Annotated in this window: 19 protein-coding genes, 1 tRNA gene and 1 pseudogene; 13 read left to right on the top strand and 8 right to left on the bottom strand. The window is 64.5% G+C overall.

The genetic code is table 11. The features are described 5' to 3' along the window. Positions 1-319: 319 nt before the first annotated feature. Positions 320-9367, top strand: coding sequence for a type I polyketide synthase (locus tag CTEST_RS10535; protein WP_047253693.1), 9048 nt, complete (start codon positions 320-322; stop codon positions 9365-9367). A gap of 448 nt (positions 9368-9815) precedes the next feature. Then, positions 9816-10217, top strand: coding sequence for a holo-ACP synthase AcpS (gene acpS / locus CTEST_RS10530; RefSeq protein WP_047254412.1), 402 nt, complete (start codon positions 9816-9818; stop codon positions 10215-10217). Here acpS and CTEST_RS10525 read toward each other — a convergent pair. From CTEST_RS10525 to CTEST_RS10515, 4 genes and pseudogenes are all read right to left on the bottom strand, one after another. After that, the gene (locus CTEST_RS10525) at positions 10214-10504 is read right to left on the bottom strand and encodes a winged helix-turn-helix domain-containing protein (RefSeq protein ID WP_047253692.1); all 291 of its coding nucleotides are present in this window, start codon (positions 10502-10504) and stop codon (positions 10214-10216) included. The two genes, acpS and CTEST_RS10525, sit on opposite strands and share 4 nt — an antisense overlap. Next, entirely contained in the window at positions 10501-10935 is a 435-nt protein-coding gene (locus tag CTEST_RS13865) for a hypothetical protein (protein WP_047253691.1), read from the bottom strand. The genes CTEST_RS10525 and CTEST_RS13865 overlap by 4 nt, the downstream gene beginning before the upstream one ends. 60 nt (positions 10936-10995) lie before the next feature. Beyond that, positions 10996-11109, bottom strand: a pseudogene (locus tag CTEST_RS13860) (TetR/AcrR family transcriptional regulator); the annotation flags it as partial. 163 nt (positions 11110-11272) lie between these two features. Beyond that, entirely contained in the window at positions 11273-12418 is a 1146-nt protein-coding gene (locus tag CTEST_RS10515) for an ABC transporter ATP-binding protein (RefSeq protein WP_047253690.1), read from the bottom strand. Between the two features lie 298 nt (positions 12419-12716). On the opposite strand from CTEST_RS10515, the gene CTEST_RS10510 reads away from it, so the two are divergent. The 4 genes from CTEST_RS10510 (at position 12717) to CTEST_RS10495 (ending at position 16462) form a co-directional block, all read left to right on the top strand. Continuing rightward, a complete protein-coding gene (locus CTEST_RS10510) occupies positions 12717-14042 on the top strand; it encodes an ABC transporter substrate-binding protein (RefSeq protein WP_047253689.1) in 1326 nt (441 codons plus the stop codon). A 77-nt stretch (positions 14043-14119) separates the two neighbouring features. Beyond that, positions 14120-14965: a carbohydrate ABC transporter permease gene (locus CTEST_RS10505; RefSeq protein ID WP_047253688.1), complete on the top strand. Its 846-nt coding sequence runs from the start codon at positions 14120-14122 to the stop codon at positions 14963-14965. Beyond that, positions 14962-15843, top strand: a complete 882-nt coding sequence (locus tag CTEST_RS10500; RefSeq protein WP_047253687.1) for a carbohydrate ABC transporter permease — start codon at positions 14962-14964, stop codon at positions 15841-15843. The genes CTEST_RS10505 and CTEST_RS10500 overlap by 4 nt, the downstream gene beginning before the upstream one ends. Positions 15844-15856: 13 nt before the next feature. Then, positions 15857-16462: a MusI family membrane protein gene (locus tag CTEST_RS10495; RefSeq protein ID WP_047253686.1), complete on the top strand. Its 606-nt coding sequence runs from the start codon at positions 15857-15859 to the stop codon at positions 16460-16462. A gap of 3 nt (positions 16463-16465) precedes the next feature. On the opposite strand, the gene CTEST_RS10490 is transcribed toward CTEST_RS10495, so the two are convergent. After that, positions 16466-17137 (bottom strand): TetR/AcrR family transcriptional regulator, encoded by a 672-nt coding sequence (locus tag CTEST_RS10490; RefSeq protein ID WP_047253685.1) that lies wholly within the window; start codon positions 17135-17137, stop codon positions 16466-16468. A 6-nt stretch (positions 17138-17143) separates the two neighbouring features. Continuing rightward, a complete protein-coding gene (gene bcp, locus CTEST_RS10485) occupies positions 17144-17614 on the bottom strand; it encodes a thioredoxin-dependent thiol peroxidase (RefSeq protein ID WP_047254411.1) in 471 nt (156 codons plus the stop codon). A gap of 118 nt (positions 17615-17732) precedes the next feature. Between bcp and CTEST_RS10480 the strand changes: the two genes are divergently transcribed. Together CTEST_RS10480 and CTEST_RS10475 are read left to right on the top strand one after the other, a co-directional pair. Beyond that, on the top strand, positions 17733-18011 hold the full coding sequence (locus tag CTEST_RS10480; protein WP_047253684.1) for a DUF3618 domain-containing protein: 279 nt from the start codon (positions 17733-17735) through the stop codon (positions 18009-18011). Further along, entirely contained in the window at positions 18011-18604 is a 594-nt protein-coding gene (locus CTEST_RS10475; protein WP_052844378.1) for a DUF305 domain-containing protein, read from the top strand. Before CTEST_RS10480 ends, CTEST_RS10475 begins: the two co-directional genes overlap by 1 nt. Here CTEST_RS10475 and CTEST_RS10470 read toward each other — a convergent pair. After that, positions 18601-19167 (bottom strand): nicotinamidase, encoded by a 567-nt coding sequence (locus CTEST_RS10470; RefSeq protein ID WP_047253683.1) that lies wholly within the window; start codon positions 19165-19167, stop codon positions 18601-18603. The two genes, CTEST_RS10475 and CTEST_RS10470, sit on opposite strands and share 4 nt — an antisense overlap. A gap of 48 nt (positions 19168-19215) precedes the next feature. Between CTEST_RS10470 and CTEST_RS10465 the strand changes: the two genes are divergently transcribed. The 3 genes from CTEST_RS10465 to CTEST_RS10455 all read left to right on the top strand — a co-directional run bounded on the left by CTEST_RS10465 (position 19216) and on the right by CTEST_RS10455 (position 21519). Continuing rightward, the gene (locus CTEST_RS10465) at positions 19216-20466 is read left to right on the top strand and encodes a glutaminase (RefSeq protein WP_047253682.1); all 1251 of its coding nucleotides are present in this window, start codon (positions 19216-19218) and stop codon (positions 20464-20466) included. After that, positions 20463-20786, top strand: coding sequence for a hypothetical protein (locus CTEST_RS10460; RefSeq protein WP_047253681.1), 324 nt, complete (start codon positions 20463-20465; stop codon positions 20784-20786). Before CTEST_RS10465 ends, CTEST_RS10460 begins: the two co-directional genes overlap by 4 nt. Before the next feature lie 70 nt (positions 20787-20856). After that, complete coding sequence (locus CTEST_RS10455) at positions 20857-21519, top strand: membrane protein (RefSeq protein ID WP_047253680.1); 663 nt, start codon at positions 20857-20859, stop codon at positions 21517-21519. A 219-nt stretch (positions 21520-21738) separates the two neighbouring features. Here CTEST_RS10455 and CTEST_RS10450 read toward each other — a convergent pair. Further along, positions 21739-21814: transfer RNA gene (locus CTEST_RS10450), tRNA-Lys, on the bottom strand. Positions 21815-22083: 269 nt separating this feature from the next. Between CTEST_RS10450 and CTEST_RS10445 the strand changes: the two genes are divergently transcribed. Further along, the gene (locus CTEST_RS10445; RefSeq protein ID WP_047254409.1) at positions 22084-23265 is read left to right on the top strand and encodes a L,D-transpeptidase; all 1182 of its coding nucleotides are present in this window, start codon (positions 22084-22086) and stop codon (positions 23263-23265) included. Positions 23266-23292: 27 nt separating this feature from the next. Beyond that, on the top strand, positions 23293-23832 hold the full coding sequence (locus CTEST_RS10440; protein WP_047253679.1) for a GNAT family N-acetyltransferase: 540 nt from the start codon (positions 23293-23295) through the stop codon (positions 23830-23832). The last annotated feature ends 12 nt before the right edge of the window (positions 23833-23844 follow it).

The following is a 23844-nucleotide window of genomic DNA, read 5'->3' as shown; positions in this document are numbered from 1 at the left end:
CTGTGGCAGATACCCTCACCCCCTCCCTTGGGTGACCCCGGTCACCCTGCGGGGGTGTGGGGGCGTGGCCCCGGTGGGGGTGCGGGGACGTCGATAAGCTGCTGCGTTCCCCTGCAAACGCATTGACGGGCAGGCCCCCTGGCCACCGGAAACCTACGGCATCGTAGGTGTGGGGCGGGAAAAGATCGCCGCGACATGTCGGCGAAAGATGACGCTTTCCTCAGGTTTATGTGGCATATTTGGCTATCAAAACTTGTGGGCAGATTCGGCCTGCGATTTTCGCCAGCAACAAACAGGAAACACAGGAGCGAGCACTCACGTGACCGATTACAGCACTTCCGTCAGCGCAGACCGCCTGATCGACCGTTTTGCATCCGAGCCGTTCGCCCTGGCCTTCGCCGGCCAGGGATACGACTGGTTGAAGACTCTGCGCACCGCGGTAGCCGCCGGCGTAGGCACCGCCATCAGCTCATTGGTCGACGGCGCCGCCTACAAGCTCGGCCCCGTCGCCGATGACCTCGCCGGCACCCGCCCCTTCGGGTTCGACCCGGTCGCCTGGGCTAAGACGGAAGAAGGCCCGGACTTTGACATCAACCAGGCCGCCATCAGCGTGCCGGGCATTTTCGCCGCTCAGCTCGGGGTGTTGGAGTCGCTGGACCGCCAGGGTCTCGAACTCGACCGATCGGTTGCCAACTTCGCGCACTCGCAGGGCGTGCTGTCCTCCATGCTGCTCGACGGCGAGGCCGAGTCCGATGAACTCCTCGCCATCGCCCAGCTCATCGGCGCCGCGCTCACCCGCACCGCCCGCATGACCGGCCTCATCCAGCAGGGCGAGCAGATGCCCATGATCGCGATCTCGGGCATCACCCGCGATCAGCTGCAGCTGGCCATCGACCATGCCACCGCGGACGTGCCGGAAGAGCTGCGTCCGGTGATTGGCCTGCGCAATTCTCGTGACGCCTACGTGCTCGTCGGCCGCCCCCAAGACAACGCTGCGGTGCAGGCCCTATTGGAGAAGTTCGCGCGCAAAGACGCCAAGGCGATCGAGAATAAGGAGCGCGGCGGAGCCCCCTTCGCGCCCCGCTTTAGCCCGCTGCCCATCCAGGCCGCGTTCCACCACCCGGTGATGAACGCCGCCGTCGAGCAGACCGTCGCCTGGGCGGAGAAGGCCGGCCTGGACACCAGCGTCGCCCGCAAGGCCGCCGAGTTCGTCCTCGTGCGCCCCGTCGATTGGCCCGCCGAGCTCGATGCCGCCATCAACGCCGGCGCCCGCTGGATCCTCGAGGTCGGCCCCGAGGGTGGCATGACCCCGCTGACCCGCAAGATCATCGCTGGTCGCGGCGTCGGCGTCCTCGACGTCTCCGGTACCGCCGGGCAGGCTGAGCTCTTCGACACCGGCCTCGCACCCGAGCTGCCCGTCGATTTCGCGCAATTCGCCCCGCGCCTGCTCAAGATCAACGGCCAGACCCGCCTGGTGACCAAGTTCACCGAGGTCACCGGCTACACCCCGATGACTCTGCCGGGCATGACTCCGTCCACGGTCGACCCGGTTATTGTCGCCGCGGCGGCCAACGCCGGCCACTGGGCTGAGCTCGCCGGTGGCGGCCAGGTCACCGAGGAGTACCTGGACAACAACATCGAGCGCCTCACCGAGCTGCTGGAGCCGGGCGTCAACGCCCAGTTCAACTCCATGTTCCTCAACCCCTACCTGTGGCGCATGCAGATCGAAGGCAAGCGTCTCATCCCGCGTGCCCGCGCTAATGGCGCGCCTATCGACGGCGTCGTGGTCACCGCCGGCATGCCGCCGCGCGACGAGGCCGTCGCGCTGGTCAAGGAACTGCGCGAGGCCAACATCCCGTGGGTCGTGTTCAAGCCCGGCGCGGTCAAGCACATCACCAACGTCCTTGCCATCGCCGACGAGATCCCTGAGATCCCTGTCATCATTCAGGTCGAGGGCGGTAAGGCGGGTGGCCACCACTCGTGGGAGGACCTCGATGAGCTCCTCATCGCCACCTACGCCGAGGTGCGCAAGCGCCCCAACACGATCCTGGTTGTCGGTGGTGGCATCGGCACCCCCGAGCGCGCCGCCGAGTACATCACCGGCACGTGGGCCACGGCTCATGATCTGCCGGTCATGCCGGTCGACGGCATCCTCGTGGGCACCGCCGCTATGGCCACCCTCGAATCCACCGCGTCGGAGGCCGTCAAGCAGGCGCTTGTCGACGCCGCCGGGTCCGACGAGTGGGCCGGTGCCGGCCGCGTCTCCGGAGGCATCGCCTCCGGCCGCTCCCAGCTCGGCGCGGACCTGCACGAGATCGACAACTCCTTCGCCCAGGCCGGTCGCCTCCTCGACGAGGTTGCCGGTGATGACGAGGCCGCGCAGGCCCGCCGCGAGGAGATCATCGCCGCCATTAACAAGACCTGTAAGCCCTACTTCGGCGACCTGGAAGAGCTCACCTACGCGCGGTGGCTGTACCGCTACCTGGAGATCTCCGGCCCCTGGGAGGGGGAGTGGATCGACCGGTCCTGGTTCAACCGCTTCGTCGAGATGGTTGAGCGCGCCGAGTCCCGCCTCACCTACGCCGACCACGGCGAGTTCGTGGCTCGGGTGACGGTGGATGAGGACGCGCCGGGCGCGAGCCTCGACAAGCTCGTGGAGCTCTACCCCGATGCGTTGAGAGATCGCCTGCACCCGGCCGACCGCGCGTGGTTCATCAAGCTGCTGACTAACCCGGGCAAGCCGGCGAACTTCGTGCCCGTCATCGACGGCGATGTCCGCCGCTGGTGGCGCTCGGATTCGCTGTGGCAGGCGCACCATCCGCGCTACACCGCCGACGAGGTGTGCATCATTCCGGGCACGGCCGCCGTCGCGGGCATCACCCGCCTCAACGAGCCCGTCGCTGAGCTGCTGGGCCGCTTCAACCAGGCCTCCATCGACGCCCTCGAGGCGGCCGGTGAGCCGGTCGTCGAGGTCACCCAGTCGGTCGTCGAGCGCGTTCTGCGCGCCGCCGGTACCTACTGGGCCGGCCGCCACCAGGCATCCTTCGTCGAGCGCCTCGGTGCGCCTGAGGCATGGATGCTTTCCGACGGCCGCGCCACCCACGCCCCCACCGGCGCCACGCTGGTCGCCGAGGATGCCGAGCATGCCGTGCTCACCGTCCCGCTCGCCGGTTCCACCGGCTTCGGCACCACCACGGACCTCACGGTCCGCTTCACCGTCCCCGCCGACGCCCCGCTGTCCGCATCACCGCTGGTCACCCAGGAGGATGCCGACGCCGCCATGGCCGAGCTCACCCGCGTCGCTGCGGGTGGAACCCTCGCCGAGATCGTCGACGGCCGCGCCGAGTGGACCACCGTCCTCGACGCCGGGATCCTCGCCGACTACGACAACGTCACCGCCGGCTACTTGCCCTCCGACCTGGCAGCGCATGACACCGCCCCGGACGTCCTCGTCGGGCGCGCCTGGCCCGCCGTGTTCGCCGCCGTCCGCTCCGCCGTCATCCCCGGCACCGACTCAGCCTCCGTCGTCGAAGGCATGCTCTCCCTCGTGCACCTCGAGCACCACCTCAAGATGCTGAACACCTTGCCCTCGGTTGTCGATGGCCCGGTTGAGCTGCACATTTCCGCCGCCGCCGACGAAGTTTCCGATACTGACATGGGCCGCGTCGTCGTGGTCCGCGCCACCATCGACGCCAACGGAACGCCACTGGCCACCCTCTCCGAGCGCTTCGCCATCCGCGGGCGCAATGGCAAGATGACCGCCCGCACCAACACCTCCGCGCTGCCGTCCGTCGTGGATTCCCCGCGCTCCTTCCGGGCCTTCGCCCGCGTCGTCGCACCCGAATCCATGCACCCGTTTGCCGTCGTCTCCGGCGACCGCAACCCCATCCACGTCTCCGACGTCGCCGCCGGACTGGCCGGACTGCCGGGCGTCATCGTCCACGGCATGTGGACCTCCGCCATCGGCGAACTCGTCGCCGGTGCCGGCTACCAGGACGATGCCGCCTCGACCCGCCCGCAGCGCGTCGTCGAATACACCGCCACGATGCTCGCCCCGGTCCTTCCGGGCCAGGTCATCGAGTTCTCCGTCGAGCGCACCGGCGTGGACAACCGCCCGGGCTGCGGCGAGGTCCGCTCCGTCACCGCCACGGTCGACGGCAACCTCATCATGTCCGCCACCGCCGTCATGGCCGCCCCCATCACCTTCTACGGCTTCCCCGGCCAGGGCATCCAGTCCCAGGGCATGGGCATGGAATCCCGTGCCTCCTCGGCCGCCGCCCGCGAGATCTGGGATCGCGCCGACGCCCACACCCGCTCCAAGCTGGGCTTCTCCGTCTTGGAGATCGTGCAGAACAACCCGACCGAGGTCACCGTCGCCGGTGAGCGTTTCTCCCATCCGGACGGCGTGCTCTTCCTTACCCAGTTCACCCAGGTCGCTATGGCCACCCTCGGCTGCGCCCAGATCGCGGAGATGCGTGAAGCCAACGCCCTGAACAAGCGCGCTTACTTCGCTGGCCATTCCGTCGGCGAGTACAACGCCCTGGCCGCCTACTCGGGCGTGCTCTCCCTGGAATCGGTCGTGGAGATCGTCTACCGCCGTGGCCTCACCATGCACCGCCTGGTCGAGCGCGATGAGGAAGGCCTGTCCAACTACGGCCTCGCCGCCCTGCGCCCGAACAAGATGGGTCTGACCGCGGACAACGTCTTTGACTACGTCACCGAGCTCTCCCAGAAGACTGGCGAGTTCTTGGAGATCGTCAACTACAACATCGCCGGTGTCCAGTACGCCGTCGCCGGCACCCGCGGGGGTCTCAAGGCCCTTAAGGCTGACGCGGAGAAGCGGGCCCCGGGCCAGCGCGCGTTCATCATGATCCCCGGCATCGACGTGCCCTTCCACTCCAGCCACCTGCGCGACGGCGTGGGAGATTTCCGCGAGCACCTGGATTCCCTCATCCCTGAGGCCATCGATCTGGACATCCTCGTTGATCGTTACATTCCCAACCTCGTGGCCCGCCCGTTTGAGCTGACCCATGACTTCGTCGAGTCCATCGCTAACGTCGTCGATTCGCCCTACATCACCGATATCCTCGCCGATTTTGATGCCGCCGCGGCCGATGAGCAAAAGCTCGCCCGCGTCCTGCTCATTGAGTTGCTGGCCTGGCAGTTCGCCTCCCCGGTGCGGTGGATCGAGACCCAGGACCTCGTCCTGCGCGACCACGCACACGGTGGTTTGGGCGTTGAGCGCTTCGTCGAGGTTGGCGTCGGTTCCGCCCCGACCCTGGCCAACATGATGGGCCAGACCCTGCGCCTGCCCACCTACGCTGGCAGCACCATCGAGGTGCTCAACGTGGAGCGCGATCGCCCGGTGGTCTTCGCTACCGATGAGGTCGTGCGCGAGGTCGCCGTCGTCGAGGAGACCCCGGCCGCGGAGGAAGCTCCCGGCGCGACCGTCCCCAACGAGGCGCCGATCACCACCCCGGCTCCCGTTGCCGCTCCCGGCGCGGGCACCCCGGATGACATCGCCTTCACCCCGGGCGATGCCACGGAGATGCTCATCGCCATCTGGACGAAGGTCCGCCCGGATCAGATGGGCTCGACGGATTCGATTGAGACGCTCGTGGAGGGTGTGTCGTCCCGCCGCAACCAGCTGCTGCTCGATCTCGGAGTGGAGTTCGGCCTCGGCGCCATCGACGGTGCCGCGGATGCGGAGCTGGAGGCGCTCAAGGCCACGGTGACCAAGATGGCCAAGGGCTACCAGGCCTTCGGTCCCGTGCTTGGCGATGCCGCCGCCGATGCCCTCCGCCGCATCACCGGCCCGACCGGCAAGAAGCCCGGCTTCGTCGCCGATCGCGTCACCGGCACGTGGCAGCTCGGCCCGGGTTGGGCCAACCACGTCGTCGCCGAGGTCGTCATCGGCGCCCGCGAAGGCGCATCCCTGCGCGGCGGCGATCTGGCCACTCTCTCCCCGGCCACCCCGGCCTCTGCGTCGGATCTGGAGTCGCTTATCGACGCCGCCGTCCAGGCCGTCGCCGCCCGCCGCGGCGTCGCAGTGGGCCTGCCTTCGGCAGGCGGTTCCGCCGGTGGAGTCGTTGACTCCGCCGCCCTCGGCGAGTTCGCCGAGCAGGTCACCGGCAAGGATGGCGTCCTCGCGGCCACCGCGCGCACCATCCTCACCCAACTGGGCATCAGCGAGCAGGCCACCGCCTCCCTCGACGATGACGATGACAACGCCGGCCTGTTCGACCTCGTCTCCCGCGAGCTGGGGTCCGATTGGCCCCGCCAGGTCGCGCCGCGTTTCTCGGCCGCCGAGGCCGTGCTTCTCGACGATCGCTGGGCATCCGCCCGCGAAGACCTCACCCGCGTCAGCCTCGGCGAGATCGCCGAGCGGGACGTGGATGTGACGGGAACGGGCGAGGCCGTCGCCAAGCAAGCCAGCTACCTCGGACTCGACGGACTGGCCGCACAGGCCCGCGACGAGCAGGCCCTGGCCTACTCCGCGGACGTCGCCGTGGTCACCGGCGCCTCCCCGAACTCCATCGCCGCCGCCGTGGTCGAAGACCTGCTGGCCGGGGGAGCGACCGTCGTGGTCACCACCTCCAACCTGTCGCACTCGCGCGTCGAGTACTACAAGTCCCTCTACGCCTCCGCCGCCCGCGGTACTGCCGCCCTGTGGGTCATCCCCGCCAACCTCAACTCCTTCGGCGACCTCGATGACATCATCGAGTGGATCGGAACCGAACAGACCGCCACCGTCAACGGGCAGAAGAAGGTGCTCAAGAAGGGCCTTGTCCCGACGCTGCTCTTCCCCTTCGCCGCCCCCCGCGTCATGGGCTCGCTCGCCGACTCCGGCCCCCAAGCCGAATCCCAAATGCGCCTGCTCCTGTGGGCCGTCGAACGCCTCATCGCCGGACTGTCCGAGCTCGGCACCGACACCAACGTGGGCACACGCCTCCACGTCGTCCTCCCCGGCTCGCCCAACCGCGGCCGCTTCGGCGGCGACGGCGCCTACGGCGAATCCAAAGCCGCCCTCGACGCCCTGGTCACCCGCTGGACAGCCGAGCCCGTCTGGGGTGATCGCACCAGCCTCGTCCACGCCTTCATCGGCTGGGTCCGCGGCACCGGCCTCATGGGCGGCAACGACCCGCTCGTCGACGCCATCGAAGCCAAAGGCGTGCAGACCTTCTCCACCGAAGAGATGGCCGAACTCCTCCTCTCCCAGATCACCCCGGAAGCCCGACAGGAGGCCGCCAACGCCCCCATCATCGTCGACTACACCGGCGGACTCGGAGAGTCCGACGTCAACATCGCCGAGCTGGCGCGGGAGGCAGCCGCTGAGGCGGAGGCTGAGGCTGGGGGCGTCGATAAGCACGAAGAACCGCGCACCCTACGCGCCCTGCCGACACCGTACCAACGCTTCGACTGGACCAACCCCAACTTCGACGGCGTGACCCAAAAACTCGACGACATGGTCGTCATCGTCGGCGCCGGCGAAATGAGCCCCTACGGCTCCGCCCGCACCCGCTTCGACGCCGAACTCACCGGCGACCTCACCGCCGCCGGCGTCATCGAACTCGCCTGGACCATGGGCCTGATCACCTGGGACGGCGCCTGGTACGACGCCGACGACAACGAACTCGAAGAAGCCGACATCTTCGACCGCTACCACGACGAGGTCCTCGCCCGCGTCGGCGTCCGCCGCTACCACGACGACTTCTTCATGGTGGACAACCTCGCACCCGAACTGACCACCGTCTACCTAGACAACGACCTATCCTTCGCCGTGGCCACCAAGGACGAAGCCAAGACCTACGTCGACTCCGAACCCGACCACACCTCCGCCCGCTACGACGACGAAACCGGCGAGTGGACCGTCACCCGCCACGCCGGATCCGCCGTCCGCGTCCCGCGCCGCATCACCATGTCACGCTTCGTCGGCGGCCAAATCCCCGAAGGCTTCGACCCCTCCGTCTACGGCATCCCCGCCGACATGATCGACAACCTCGACCGCCTCGCACTGTGGAACCTCGTCTGCACCATCGACGCCTTCCTCTCCTCCGGATTCTCCCCCGCGGAACTACTCCGCGACGTCCACCCCGCCCGCGTCTCCTCCACCCAAGGCACCGGCATGGGCGGCGTCGAATCCATGCGCTCCCTCTACATCGACGGCCTGCTCGCCGAACCCCGCGCCAACGACATCCTGCAAGAAGCCCTGCCCAACGTCGTTGCCGCGCACGTCATGCAGTCCTACGTCGGTGGCTACGGCCAGATGATCCACCCCGTCGCCGCCTGCGCCACCGCCGCCGTCTCCGTCGAAGAAGGCGTGGACAAAATCCAACTCGGCAAAGCCGACTTCGTCGTCGCCGGCGGCCTCGACGACCTCTCCATCGAAGGCATCACCGGCTTCGGCGACATGGCCGCCACCGCGCCCTCCGGGGAAATGGCTGCCAAGGGCATCGAGCACCGCTACTTCTCCCGCGCCAACGACCGACGCCGCGGCGGCTTCATCGAGTCCGAAGGCGGCGGCACCCTGCTCCTCGCCCGCGGATCCGTCGCCGCCGACCTGGGCCTCCCGGTCCTCGGCGTGGTCGCCTTCGCCGAGTCCTTCGCCGACGGCGCCCACACCTCGATCCCGGCCCCGGGGCTCGGCGCTTTGGGAGCCGCCCGCGGTGGCGTCAACTCCCGCCTCGCCCGCTCGCTCGCCCAGGTCGGCGTGACTGCCGACGAAGTGTCGATCATCTCCAAGCACGACACTTCCACCGCAGCCAACGACCCCAACGAGTCCGACCTGCACGAACGCATCGCCGCCTCCATCGGCCGCGCCGACGGCAACCCGCTGTACATCATCTCCCAGAAGACCCTCACCGGCCACGCCAAGGGCGGCGCCGCAGCCTTCCAGATGATCGGCCTCACCCAGGTCCTGCGCTCCGGCCAGGTCCCGGCGAACATGTCCCTCGACTGCGTGGACCCTGTCCTCGCACAGCACGAACACCTCGTCTGGCTGCGCAAACCGCTCAACCTGCGCCAGTGCCCGCCGAAGGCCGGCCTGGTCACTTCGCTCGGTTTCGGCCACGTCTCCGCTCTCGTCGCGATCGTCCACCCGGGCGCCTTCTTCGAGGCCCTGCGCCAGGAACGCGGGCATGAGGCAGGCGATGACTGGTGGGCCCAGTCCATCGCCCGCGAGGAAGCCGGCCTGCGTCGCATCGTCGACGGCATGTACGGTGGCGCGCCGCTCTTCGAGCGCCCCGCCGACCGCAACCTCGGCGGAACCGGCGACTCCGTCAAGGCCCGCGAGGCCGCGGTCCTACTGGACCACGACGCCCGCCTTATCGACGGCGTCCTCCGCACCGGCCAGGAAATCGACGCTTAAGTTCGCTTTCCGACGCCCGCCCCCTGCCCATCCTTCCCGGATGTGCAGGGGGCCATTGCGTTGTTGCCTCTTTGGGGTTCGTGGTGACGCTGGCGGGGGATCCGGCCGGGTTTGGCGTTTAGGTCACCACGAACCGTGAGTTTCCGGGCGGCACCAACTCCATTTGGGGTTCGTGGTGACGCTAGCGGTCGGATGGGCCGTGTTGGGTGCTTGCGTCACCAGGAACCCTGAGTTTCGGGGCGGCACTAACCTAATTTGGGGTTCGTGGTGACGGTAGCGGTCGGATGCGCCGCGTTTGGTTGCTTAGGTCACCAGGAACCCTGAGTTCCAGGGCGGTGCCAACTTCTTTGAGGGTTCGTGGTGACGCTGGCGAGGAAGCAGGCTGGGATTGGTGTTTGGGTCACCAGGAACCCTCGAAAGTGGGAGGGGGTGTGGGACGATGGTGGGCATGTACAACGTTGGGGTCGATATCGTTCATGTGCCTGGGTTTCGGGAGCAGCTGGCAATGCCGGGATCGAGCTTCGAGAATGTGTTTAGCGCGTTGGAGCTGCGGGTAGCGGACAATCGGCCTGATCGGGGGCTACATTTGGCGGGGCGGTGGGCTGCGAAGGAGGCCTTCATTAAGGCCTGGTCGCAGGCCTTGTATGGAAGGCCCCCGGCGATGTCGCCGGAGGCCGTGGACTTCCGCGAGATTGAGATTCGGCCGGACCGTTGGGGACGGGTGGACGTCGATACGCGGGGTGTGGTGGCGGACGCTGTGCGGGGCAGTATCGGGGAGATACGGACCAGTTTGTCGATTAGCCATGATGGTGACTATGCGACAGCAACGTGCCTGGTGCTGACTGATTAGAGGGCGATGGCGCGAAGAGCGGCGAGGTGATCCTGCCAGGCACGTTCGCCCTGTTTAGACATTGCCAGCCGGGTGGTGGGTTTCTTGCCAATGAAGGATTTCTTCACGGCGACGTAACCAAGTTCTTCGAGTGCGGATGCGTGCTTGGAGAGGGTGGAGTCGGTGGTCTGAAGGTACTCGCGGGCTTGCTTGAAGGAGATCTCGGTGACGCCCGCGAGGGTGGCCATGAGGGAGAAGCGCAGGGGGTTGGTGAAGGCGGGGTTGAGCTGGGCGCGTGGGTGGGTCACTTCTTGTTCACCGCGACAATGTCCCAAATGGGGCCGAGGACGGCGACGGCCATGAATCCGGCTGCCAGGGCGATGCCGTGGCCGAGGGTGAACGATGAGTTGAGGAAGGAGACCACGGCCCATAGGACGACCCAGACGCCGATCATGACGGTCCACCGGGTGTTGAAGCCGCGGCGGGTGGGCGGGGACAGGGCGGTGGCTCCGGCGGTGAACGCGACGCCGATGCCGACCCATAGGCTGCCGGCGATCCAAGCGGGGGCAGGGGTCGAGTCGGTGACGTTGGCGTAGGCGAGGCCGATGGCGGCGATGGCGCCACCGGCGCAGAGGGCGATGTAGCAGAGCCAGGCGAGTGAGACGCCGGCGGCGTGGCGGGTTGTGGTGTTGGCGTAGTCGAGGAGGATGCGGGCGTTGTCGGGGGTGTGGGGTTCCATAGCCCTAACTATAGAAACAACTTTCCACTCTGGCAAGTACTTTCTGCAAATTAGTTTGTTGGTGGCCACCGCGAAGAGGTACGCCCCGAGCATTCGCTTGATCTCGGCGACGATGGACTCGAAGCGGGCTTCGACGTGGGATTCGTCGCGAACGGCATAGTTGAGCAGGGATGTCTCCGCCCGCGTCGCTATCGTCCACCCGGGCGCGTTCCTCGCAGCGCTGTGCCAGGAACGCGGTGCTGAGGCAGCTAACGAGTGGGTCCGGCAGTCTGGGCAAGCTCAACGAGGTCGATCGGGGACTCAACCCTGATCGACCTCGTTGCTCGGTGTATTTCTCCTAGGACGGCAGGCGCTCGCCTGTCGACGCCGAGAATGCGTGCAGGGCGCCGTCGTGGACGCGGATGTGCACGACTGAGCCCGGTGCGGGCGCCAGGTTCGGCTGCGCGCGAATGACGATCTGGTTGGTTTCTACCTCGTCCGGGTTCGACTTCGTGCCCGAACCTAGATCGCCGCCGCCGACTAGTCGGCCGTAGATGTAGGAATCAGATCCGAGCTCCTCGACCAGGATGACTTCGACGGGGATGGTGCCGGTCTGGGCTTCCGATTCGGGCACGATGTCGAGGGCTTCGGGGCGGAATCCGATAATGACTTGGCCGTTGTCTTCCGCGCGCATCGCCTCCCGGGTGGCGGCCGGGATGTGCACCGTCGCGGCACCTAGGGTGGCGGTGCCGTCCGGGGTGACGGCGAAGGTGCCGAGGTTCATGGCAGGGGAGCCGATGAACCCGGCGACGAACTCGTTGGCCGGGGTCTCATACATCTCCCGTGGGGTACCGACCTGCTGCAGCACGCCGTCTTTGAGGACCGCGATGCGATCGCCCATGGTCAGGGCCTCGGTCTGGTCGTGGGTGACATACAGGGTGGTCACGCCGAGCTCCCGCTGCAGCGAGGCGATCTGGGTTCGGGTCTGCACGCGCAGCTTGGCGTCGAGGTTGGACAGTGGTTCGTCCATGAGGAAGACCTGGGGGCGGCGGACGATGGCGCGACCCATGGCGACACGCTGGCGCTGGCCACCGGATAGGGCTTTGGGCTTGCGGTCGAGGTAGGGGAGCAGGTCGAGGCTGCGGGCGGCCGCTTCGACCAGCTGGTCGATCTCCGCCTGCGGCTTTTTCGCGATCTTGAGCGCGAAGCCCATGTTTTCCCGGACGGTCATGTGCGGGTAGAGGGCGTAGTTCTGGAAGACCATGGCGATATCGCGGTCTTTGGGTGCGACGTTGGTGACGTCTTTGCCGCCGATGTGGATGCTGCCGGAGTTGATTTCTTCCAGGCCCGCGAGCATGCGCAGGGCGGTGGACTTGCCGCAGCCGGATGGGCCGACGACGACGAGGAATTCGCCTTCGGCGATTTCTAGATTGAGTTTGTCGACCGAGGGCCGGTCGTTGCCAGGGAAGTGGCGGGTGGCGTTGTTGAACGTGACGTTGCCCATAAAAGTGATGCCTCCATCGGCGGGTACGCGCCGAACGATCCGTAGTGAGAGGTGGGTAAGGGACTTCAGGCCAGACGGGTTGTGACCTACGACAAGTGGCAGGCGTTCTGTGACTTATCTTGGCCTCAAGATAGCATGAGCCCAAGCACCTCCGAGAACCAGCTCTACTTCCTGTTCATCTTCCTGTTGATCGGAAATTTGGTAATTGAACAACTTGGCGTAAGGTTGTGACTGTCAACTCACACCATTTGTGTTTTTAAGTTCGTCACATTTAGCACCTCCAAGGGAGATCATGAGTATGAGTAAGTTTTCCCGCCTTTTAGGCACCCTCGGGGCCAGCGTCCTCGCCGCTTCGGCGCTTGTGGCCTGCGGCTCCAGTGAAGACACCGCGGACGTCTACTTCCTCAATTTCAAGCCGGAACAGGACGCCGCCTACCAGGCCATCGCCAAGAAGTACACGGAGGAAACCGGCGTCCCCGTCAAGGTCGTCACCGCTGCCTCGGGCACCTACGAGCAGACCTTGAAGTCCGAGGTCGCCAAGTCCGATGCCCCCACCCTCTTCCAGATCAACGGCCCCGTTGGCCTGCAAACCTGGCAGAGCTACGCCGCTGACATCACTGACCTCGACGCCACCAAGGCGCTCAACGCGGACATTGATCCACTGAAGGGCGAGGACGGCAAGATCTACGGCTTGCCGTTCGCCGTCGAGGGCTACGGCATCATTTACAACGAGGAGATCTTCGACAACTACTTCGCGCTCCCCGGCGCGCCCGTCGGCTCCTTGAATGAGGTCGACAGCTTCACCGAGCTCAAGGCCGTCGCTGAGGACATGCAGTCCAAGGCCGACGAGTTGGGCATCAACGGCGTGTTCGCCTCCACCTCTTTGGCTTCGGGCGAAGACTGGCGTTGGCAGACCCACCTGGCCAACCTGCCCGTGCACCAGGAGTTCGTCGATCTCGGCGATAACCGCCCGGCGGAGCTGGAGTTCAAGTACAACGCGGAGTTTAAGAACCTCTTCGATCTGTACCTCGACAACTCCACCGTCCCGCGCACTCTCACCCCGTCGAAGGCTGTGTCCGATTCGATGGCGGAGTTCGCGCTCGGCCAGGCTGCGATGGTCCAAAACGGTAACTGGGCGTGGAGCCAGATCAGCGACGTCAACGGCAACGTGGTCAAGAAGGACAAGATCAAGTACCTGCCGATGTACATGGGCCTGCCCAATGAGGCTTCTCAGGGCTTGGCGATTGGCACCGAGAACTACCTGGCGGTCAACGCTAAGGCCTCCGAGCTGGATCAGCAAGCCTCCCGTGATTTCGTCAACTGGCTGTTTACTACCGACGAGGGCCGCGCACTGGTCGTCAGCGATCTCGGCTTTATCGCTCCGTTCGACGGCTTCACTGTCGCCGACACTCCGGACGATCCTTTGGCCAAGGAGATCGCGGCGAACATGACCGATTCGACTAAGACCGCCATTCCGTGGGACTTCCAGTACTTCCCGTCCCAGCAGTTCAAGAACGATTTCGGCCAGGCCTTGGCGCAGTACGCCACCGGCAACCTGGACTGGAACCAGGTCGTTGAGACCTTCCGTGACTCTTGGGCAGCCGAACAGGCCGCGCTGAAGTAAGTCACTTGTCCCGCCCGCTGGCCGCCCCTTCTAGGCGGCGGTCAGCGGCACTACTCGGTATCTGAAATGGATATTCGATGCAAAGATCACTGAAGAAGTATTTCCCCATCTTCGTGCTGCCCACGCTGATTGCTTTCGCCATCGCGTTCCTGGTGCCGTTCATTATGGGTTTCCTCCTTTCCTTCGCCAGTTTCACCACCATCACCGACGCTTCGTTTGTGGGCGTGCAGAACTACGTCGACGCCTTCGGGCAGCGCGAAGGGTTTGTTCGTTCCTTCGGATTTACCGCTCTCGTCGTGGTGGTTTCCCTGGTCACTGTCAACCTTTTCGCCTTCGCCATCGCCTGGGTTTTGACCAGGAAGCTGGCCGGCACCAACTTCTTTCGCACCGTCTTCTTTATGCCCAACCTCATCGGCGGCATCGTGCTGGGCTATACCTGGCAGTCGATGATCAACGCTGTGCTGGCTAACTACGGCACCACGATCGTCGCCGATTGGAAGTACGGGTACGTGGGCCTGATCATCCTCATCAACTGGCAGTTGGTGGGTTACATGATGATCATCTACATCGCCGGTCTGCAAAACGTGCCCCCGGAGCTCGTGGAGGCCGCAGAGATCGACGGTGCCAACAAGTGGATGGTTTTGCGCCATGTCACCATTCCGATGGTGATGCCGTCGATCACCATCTGTTTGTTCCTCACTTTGTCCAACACCTTCAAGATGTTCGACCAGAACCTCGCTCTGACCAATGGCGCGCCCCAGTCGCAGACGGAAATGGTCGCGCTTAATATCGTCAACACCATGTTTAACCGCATTGGTGTGGAGGGCGTGGGCCAGGCCAAGGCCGTCATCTTCGTGGTGGTCGTCGTCGTGTTCGCCCTCTTCCAACTGCGGGTGACCAGAAGTAGGGAGGTCGAGGCATGACCGCGCCAACGCTGGACAAGCCACACACCAAGGAACGCTCCACTAGCCGCGGGCCCGCCGCACTATTCATTTATGCGGTGCTCGCCTTCTTAACGCTCGTGTTCTTAGGCCCGATCTTCTTCATCTTCATGAACGCGTTTAAGAACAAGCTCGCCATCGCCAACGATCCCTTCGCCATCCCCCTTGGCGATATGTGGGTCGGCCTGGAGAACTTCGTCACCGGGCTTATGCGCCAGGGTTTCGGTTGGGCGATCGTCTGGTCGTTTACCATCACCATTTTGTCGGTCATCGCGATTGTGTTTTTCTCGGCACTCACCGCCTATTACATCGTGCGGGTGAAGACGTGGTGGACGAACGCCTTGTATTACATGTTCGTCTTCTCCATGGTCATCCCGTTCCAGATGGTGATGTTCCCTACGGTCAAGATCGCCGACATGCTTAACCTGGCCAACCCCATCGGCATCGTGGTGCTCTACCTCGGTTTCGGCTCCGGGTTGTCGGTGTTCATGTTCGTCGGCTTCATCAAGTCCATCCCCCTGGAGATCGAGGAGGCAGCGATGATCGATGGTTGCTCCCCCCTCCAGAACTATTTCCGCGTGGTGCTGCCGATGTGCAAGCCCACGGCGATCACGGTCGCAATCTTGAACGCGATGTGGGTGTGGAACGACTATCTCTTGCCTTACCTCGTCATCGGCCTGTCGACGCGGTACAAGACGATTCCGGTGCTCATCCAAAGCTTCGTCGGCTCGCATGGCAACCGAGATATGGGCGCAATGATGGCGATGCTGGTCCTGGCGATTATCCCGATCATCGTTTTCTACATGTCTGCCCAGAAGTACATCATCGAGGGCGTCGCTGCCGGCGCCGTGAAGGGATAGCCAAACTAAGGTGATGCGTCTCGACGGCCGCCTCTACTCCGCGCTTTCGTTGCTTGCCGACGTCGTCGTGGTCAACGCCCTACTCATCCTCACCAGCCTGCCACTAGTCACCGCCGGCTCTGCGAGCCGGGCGGCGGCGGCGGTGTTGGGGTCGATGATTGAGGGGGAAGGTTCGAGTCGGAGTAAGCAGTTTTTCCGGGAGTTTGCCCGTGGCTGGCGGCCGGTCACGGCGTGGTGGTTTATCTCATCGGCGGTGTTGTTGTTCGCTGTCTATGAGCTTTCGGTAATCCTGCGAGCGGGCCTGACTGCCACCCTGACCTTCATGTTTGCCGCCGCAGTGTTGTCTGGGGTGATCGTTATCTCAGCGGTCTCGGTGTGGTTTTATCCCCTGCACGCCCAGAATCCCCAGCCCCTGCGCGAGTCTTTCGCCAAGGCCGTCCTGAGCGCAATCCGTTTCCTGCCGCGTACCCTGGGCGCCCTGGCGGTTGCGGCCGCCGTGCCGCTGCTGTTGTTCTATATGCCCGGTATCTGGCCGGCGGTGTTGTTCTTCATGCTCATCTGCGGGTGGGCGGCGTTGTATTACGTCATGCTCCTGATCCTGAATGTGGAACGAGGATAGCCCCTAGCCAGTGGCTACCGCGAACAGGTACGCCACGAGCATCCGCTTGATCTCGTTGACGATGGACTCGAAGCGCGCGTCATCGCGGGATTCGTCGCGGACGGCATAGTTGAGCAGGGACGACACCGTGTGCACAAGCAGTCCGGCCAGCTGGTGGCGCTCTTCCGGGGAGGAGGCGGGGGAGAGGGGGGCGACGACGTCGGAGATGATGTCGAGCATCTGTTTTTCGGTCGCGGCGGCCGTGGCGCGGGTGGTGGGGGTGGACTGGACGGCGTGCCAGACGGCGCGGCGCGAGGGGTCGTCGTGCCACATGCGGGAGAGGTGGTCGATGAACTCGTCGAGGATGTCGGGCCACTGGAGGGCGGGGACGCGCTCGGAGAACTTCTTTAGTTCGGCGACGTTTTCGGCGGTGTCGACGCGGTCGAGTTCGCAGATGAGGACGTATTTGTTGGCGAAGAACTGATACAACGTGCCGATGGGCACGCCGGCGCGGCGGGCGACTTCATCGAAGGTGAAGGATTCGAAGCCGACGTCGACAAGCACGCTCCGCGCGGCGGTGAGGATGCGGTTGAACCGCTCCCGACTGCGGGCCTGCGCGGGACGACGCCGGGGGACGAGGATGCCGTCTTCGGTGGCGTCGGCTGCGGCGGCGTCGATGATCGTGTCTTCACTCATGCGCAACTATCCCAGGTCGCGGAGGAGGCGTGCGACGTGGCCGGTGGCGCGGACGTTGTATTGGGCAAGGCCGATGGTGCCGTCGGGCTCGATGAGGAAGGTGGAGCGGATGACGCCCTGGACGATCTTGCCGTAGTTTTTCTTCTCGCCGAATGCGCCCCAGGCTGTCATGACGGCTTTGTCCTCGTCCGCTAGGAGGGGGAAGGTGAGGTCGTGGTCGGCGCGGAATGCGGCGAGCTTCGCGGGCGAGTCGGGTGAGATGCCCAGGACCGTGATGTTCTGGTCGTTGAGCTGGGTGAGGGAGTCGCGGAAATCGCAGGCTTCCTTCGTGCAGCCTGGGGTGTTGGCCCGTGGGTAGAAGTAGACGAGGACCCGTTGACCGGCGTAGTCGCTGAGGGAGACGGTTGCTCCGGTGTCGTCGGGGAGGGAGAAATCTGGGGCCTTGTCACCAACGGCAAGACGTGAGGGTTCTGTCATGTCCTCCACCATACCGTTCGCGTGCGCGGATACCTGCGTGTGCACCGGGAAGGCGCGTTACACTAACGTGGGTTAAAACTTGAACGTCCATAAGCACAATGTGAATCGGGAGAACCTAGTGGCACGAGATATTGATGATATCCAGCGCGACATCGAGCGCACCCGTCGCCAGCTCGCCAGCACCCTGGATGAGCTCGCGACCCGCAGCAAGCCGCAGAACCTGGTCAATGATGCCAAGCGCGAGGCGTACCTCAAGGTTCAGGACCCGCAGGTGCAGAAGATTCTCGCTGGTGTCGGTGTCGCCGCCGTGGGCATTGTGACCCTGGTGGTGCTGCGTAACCGCAAGCGCAGCAGCGACATCAAGGAGCTGCAGCGGATGCTCGCCGGCCGCGTCTAATGCGATTGTCGCGGATCCTGGGGGCTCTCCTGGCAGCGGCACTGGTGGCGGGATGTACCCCTGAACCAGCTCAGCCGCAGCAGGCGGAGAACATGCAATCCGAGCGCACTGATGCGATGCCGGCGGAGGCCAATGACACTGACGTCCATTTCCTGGGGATGATGGTGCCGCACCACCAGCAGGCGATCGACATGGCTGCGGTGCTACTCGCCTCGGATGTTACTGACCCGGAAGTCCGGGATCTCGCCGAGCGCATCCGCGATGGCCAGGAGGCGGAGAACGCCCAAATGAATGAGTGGGCGCAGCAGTGGGGGATTGATGCGGATATGGAGTTGCATTCGCACCACATTGCCAATGGCATGGTGTCGCCGGGGGTGTATGAGTCTTACGCCGCGCTGCAGGGGGAGCAGCTGCGCACGCGCTTTCTGGAGCTCATGCACTTCCACCACCAGGAGGTGATCGCCATGACGCAGGATGAGGTCGATGGGGGTGGCTATCAGCCCTTGCGGGACATGGCTACGGAGATGATCGCGGTCCAGACTGCGGAGATGGCGGAGATGGAGCGGCTGTACGGCGGGGTGCCGGTTCCTTAGCTCAGTTGGGCGCCGGAGCCGACCATTTCGGCGAAGGCGGCGTCGCCGCGTTGCTTGTCGACGGCCGCGCACAGGTCCGTGAGCACCCGCACCTCAAAGCCTTCGTCGAGGCCGTCGAGGACCGTCGCCCGCACGCAATGGTCGGTGGCAATCCCCACCACATCAAGCTTGTCGACACCCCGCTGCCGCAACCACTGCGCCAAGCCTTCGCCGCCTTCGGCGGCTCCTTCGCCGCCTTCGGCGGCTCCTTCGAAGCCGGAGTAGGCGGCGGAGTGGGCACCTTTGCGGAAGAAGGCGTCGATAAGCGTGGTGTTTAAAGCCGGGTGCAACTCGGCGCCGGGGGTGCCCGCGACGCAATGCACCGGCCACGTGTCGAAGTGACTGCCCGGGTCGATATGCCAGTCCTGCGTGGCGACGACGTGACTGTAGCGCTCGCCATGGCGCGCCACATGCTCGGCGATGAGGGCAGCTACCTCCGCGCCCTGGTCAGTGGCGAGGCTCCCACCCGGGCAAAAATCATTCTGGACATCAACGACGATGAGAGCGGTGGCTGGGCTAGACATGTGGTTCAGCTTAGTCGGCGGCGCGCGACGGTAAGTAAGCTCAACGATATGCAGACGCCCATCCCGGAATACCTGGCCGATCTTCTTGACGATGTCCGCGACCAGGACGGAGGCGACGTCGCCTCCTACATTCCCGAACTCGCCGCCGCCGACCCCTCCCGCCTCGCCATCGCCTTCTGCACCACCAGCGGCCACGTCTACTCCGCGGGCGACGCCGACGTGGAGTTCACCATCCAATCCATCTCCAAGCCATTCGTCTACGCCCTCGCCGTCCAGGAACTGGGTGCCGATGCCGTGGCGGAGGTCGTCGGCATGGAACCCTCCGGCGAAGCCTTCAACGAGCTCTCCCTCGACGACAACGACAAGCACCCCGTCAACCCGATGATCAACGCCGGTGCCATCGCCGTCAACCAGCTCATCAACGGCGAAGACTCCACCGTCGAAGAGCGCGTGGAAAAAATCCGCGTGCTGTTCTCCCGACTCGCCGGGCGCGAACTCACCATGGACTCGTCGCTGTGCTCCTCCGAGTTGGAGGGCGCTGACCGCAACCTCTCCATCGCCCACATGCTGCGCAGCTACGACATCATCCACGACGACGCCCACGACGCCGTCACCAGCTACACCGGCCAGTGCGCCATCCTCGTCACCGTCCGCGACCTCGCCATCATGGCCGCCACCCTCGCCAACGGCGGCACCCAGCCCATCACCGGCGAACACATCCTCGACCCCAAAACCTGCCGCCTCACCCTCGCCGTCATGAGCTCCGCCGGCATGTACGACGGCGCCGGCCGCTGGATGGCCAACGTCGGCATCCCCGCCAAATCCGGGGTCGCCGGCGGGTTGATCGGTAACCTGCCCGGCCAGCTGGGCATCGCCACATTGTCGCCGCGTCTCGACGCCCAGGGCAACAGCCACCGCGGCGTCAAAATCTTCGAACGCCTCTCCGAAGACATGGGCATGCACCTCATGGCATCCGACTACTACAGCGCGCCGGGCATCCGTTCCATCACCCGCGACGGCGACCACACCATCGTCCGACTGCAAGGCACGATCAACTTCTCCGCCGCCGAAAGCATCCTCCACGACCTCACCAGCCAAACCCTCGGCGGCTCCGAAATGGTTCTCGACATCTCCCGCGTCACCTCCTTCAACCTCGTCGGCCGCCGCATGGTCAAAGAAGGCCTGCGCCGCTTCCGCGAGCAAGGATTCGACGTCGCCGTCTATGACCCCGAGGGCGTGCTCACCGACCTCGAATTCTCCGACGGCACAACCGCCGACACCGTGGGAGCCTTGGTGTGACGGCGCTGATCCTGCTCGGCCTCTCCACCCTGGCCATCATCACCGGGGTGGTCCTCATGGTGCGCAAACGCTCCGAGATCAACGGGTTCCCCTGGTTCTGGGTGTTCTTCGGCATCATGGTGATGTCCTGGGTCGTCCTCGTCACCATGTCAGTCGGCATGGACATGGTCTCCTCAGGCAGCCAGACGTACTCCACAGACTCATCATCGGCACACATGGATATCTTCCAGATCTACAACTACGTCGTCACCGCCGCCCTGGCCCTGGCCGTAGTGGGCGTCATCGGCTCCGTCTGGGCCTGGAAGAAGCGCCGTTACTGACCACCCAGGTTGAGCGCCTAGAGTTGTCCCCACCTCACCCCGCCTCACCCTGCTTCCCCGAAGGACCTAGATGTTCCAGGCCGTAATGTTCGCGCTGATGGACTCGCTCAATGCGCTTCTCATCGGCATCATCGTCGCCCTCGGCGTCATGCTTCCCCGCGGAGCACGCTACCGGCAGATTGTTACGCGCCTCGTCTTCGGCGACTGGCTGGGAGTCCTCCTCCTCGCCCTCATCACCCTGCTCATTTTCGACGGCCTGGGTGACGTCGTGCGCCGAGCCCTGGAAAGCCCCATCTTCGGTTGGGTCCTCATCGTCGTCGGCGTGGTCACATTCCTTCTCACCGTGCGAGGATCCGGGTCGGTGGACACCAAGGTGATGAACCGCTTCCTCGAGCCCCTGCAAAACCCGAGCTTGAAGACAGTCGGGGCGGGATTCGTGCTCGGCGTCGTGCAGTCCGCAACTTCTGCTCCATTTTTCCTGGGCTTGGGCCACCTCTCCGCCGGCGATTTCTCCGTGACCACCCGCTACATTGGCCTGCTCTTCTACGCCAGCCTGGCACTGAGCCTGCCCGCAATCTCAGCCGTCTTCATCGGCCTCGTGCGGGCATACCCCTACAGCCCCTTCGGTCGAGCCTTCGAATACCTCCGCCAGCACAAAGAGCTCACGGTCAAGGCCAGCGGTTACATCGTCGCGGCGGCGCTGACGATCTACGGCATCGTGTTGCTGGTGTAGGGATCATGGCATCGTCTGAGGGCAGCGCTCCGATTGGCCCGCTCAGTCAGCGAAACCCGCACTTCCTAACAACTTGGCCAGTTGGGAAGGGGGTTTGACCCCGGAGTTGTTAGGAAGTGCGGGTTTTGGGATCCTCTTGCGAGCCGAACGAACCGTGCTCTTGCCCGACCCCTAAACTCTAAGGCCCCTACCCGTTTCCGCAGGTAGGGGCCTTACATGTGGTGCGCCATCAGGGACTCGAACCCCGAACCCACTGATTAAGAGTCAGTTGCTCTACCAATTGAGCTAATGGCGCTTAGGTTGTTTCCTGCTCGTTCCCGTTGCGGGGGCGTGCTGGCAACGAAGAAAAATATAACAGGCGTGTGGTGTGGTAGTAAAATCGCCTGGTCATGGGTTGAAAACTGGCTGGATTGTGCGTGGGGGAGATGGGCGTTCCTGTGTGTAAAGCAACAGTTCGGTGACGAAACCACTTTTTGGTCCAGTGGAGGGCCTGAAGTGGTGGGGGCGGGGCTAGGCTGGACTCGATTATTGGGCAATTTTGAGGTGTGAGTAGTGAAAATTTCGATGTCCGCCGTGAGGCGGGTGGCAGTGTTGACGGCAGTCACCATGTGCGCGGCGGTGGGACTGGCTGCGTGCACGCTGGATAGGCAGCAGGGTGCGGAAGGGGAGGCGTCGATAAGCGAGCCGGAGGCGAAGTTGGCGCCGACGATGTCGGTGAAGGATGGCACCAAGAAATATGACCCGGCGACGCCGGTGACGGTGGAGTCGCAGGATGAGGGCCTTGCGAGTGTGGAGATGGTCAATGAGGACGGGAAGGTCATCCAGTCCAAGTTGAGCGAGGATACGAAGTCCTGGACCACCGATGAGGTGCTCGGTTATAACCGGACGTATACCGTCACGGCGAAGGATAAGAATGGTGAGACGACTAAGTCCACCTTCGCTACGGCGACGCCGACGAGTGTTGCGTCGGTGGCGCTGTCCCCGCTGGATGGTTCGACCGTGGGGGTGGCGCAGACGATTGCGTTCCGTTTCTCGCAGGCGATCCCCGACCGGCAGGCAGCTCAGGATGCGATCAGCATTACGACGGAGCCGAAGGTGGATGGTCAGTTTTTCTGGCTGAATAATCAGGAGGTGCGCTGGCGTCCGGAGCAGTATTGGACTCCGGGGACGTCGGTGGCGGTCAAGGCTGATATTTATGGCCAGGAGCTCGGCGATGGGGTGTACGGCGACTCGAATAATGCGGCGAAGTTCACCATCGGCGATGAGGTGATGACGGTGGTCGATGATGCTACCAAGACGATGACCGTGACCAAGAACGGCGAGGTGCTGCGATCGATTCCGGTGTCGCTGGGTGCGGATCGTTGGCCGACGCCGAACGGGACGTACATTATCGGCGACTCGCATAGTCAGCTTCTCATGGATTCGGAAACCTTCGGGCTCTCGCATGATTCCGGCGGCTACAAAACGATGGTCGATTACGCCACGCAGATGTCCTACTCCGGCATCTACGTCCATGCGGCCCCCTGGTCGGTGGGCCAGCAGGGCTATTCCAACGTCTCCCACGGCTGCATCAATGTCACCACTGAGGCCGCCAACTGGTTCCAGAACACGGTCAAGCGCGGCGATCCGGTCGTGGTAAAGAACACCATCGCCGGCACGCTCTCGGGCTATGACGGCCTGGGCGATTGGAATATCCCCTGGGAGACATGGAAAAAGGGCAACGTTAATGAAACCAGCTCCTGGTAAGGGGTTGGGCGGCTAAGCTTGGCAACCATGAACCTGTGGGAAGTCAAGGACGTCCGCCTGCACGGCGGAGGTATCGTGCTGCGTCCGCTTATTAGCGCCGACGCGGCCGACCTCTACGCCTGCGCCCAGGATCAGCGCATGATCGACTTCACCACCATCCCCCAGCCCTACACGCTGGACATGGCGGAATCGTTCATCGCGGGCAGCGCTGACACGGATGACGTGCGGTTGGTGATGACCGCGGACGATGATGATCGCTTCCTGGGGAGCATCGAGTTGCGGGTGACTAATAAAGATGCCGGGATTTATGACATCGGCTATCACACCGCGCCCTGGGCCCGCGGGCGTGGCCTGCAGTCCGTGGCGCTTCGCCTGGTCCTGGAGTACGCCCTGGCCGGGGGTGCCAAGCGGGTAGAGGTGAAGGCGCGAGCGGATAATGCCGCCTCCCGGCACGTGGCCGAAAAGGCAGGCGCCCGCTTTGAAGGTATTGCCCGGAAAGCCGAGTTCCACCGCGGCGAGCACTTTGACCTGGCGGTGTACGCCGTGGTGGAGGGAGACAGCGTCTAGTTAGGTTGGCTG

The organism is Corynebacterium testudinoris (assembly GCF_001021045.1).
Classification (GTDB): Bacteria; Actinomycetota; Actinomycetes; order Mycobacteriales; family Mycobacteriaceae; genus Corynebacterium; species Corynebacterium testudinoris.
The sequence above is the reverse complement of the archived record's forward strand: the minus strand, read 5'-3'. Positions and strand labels throughout refer to the sequence as shown.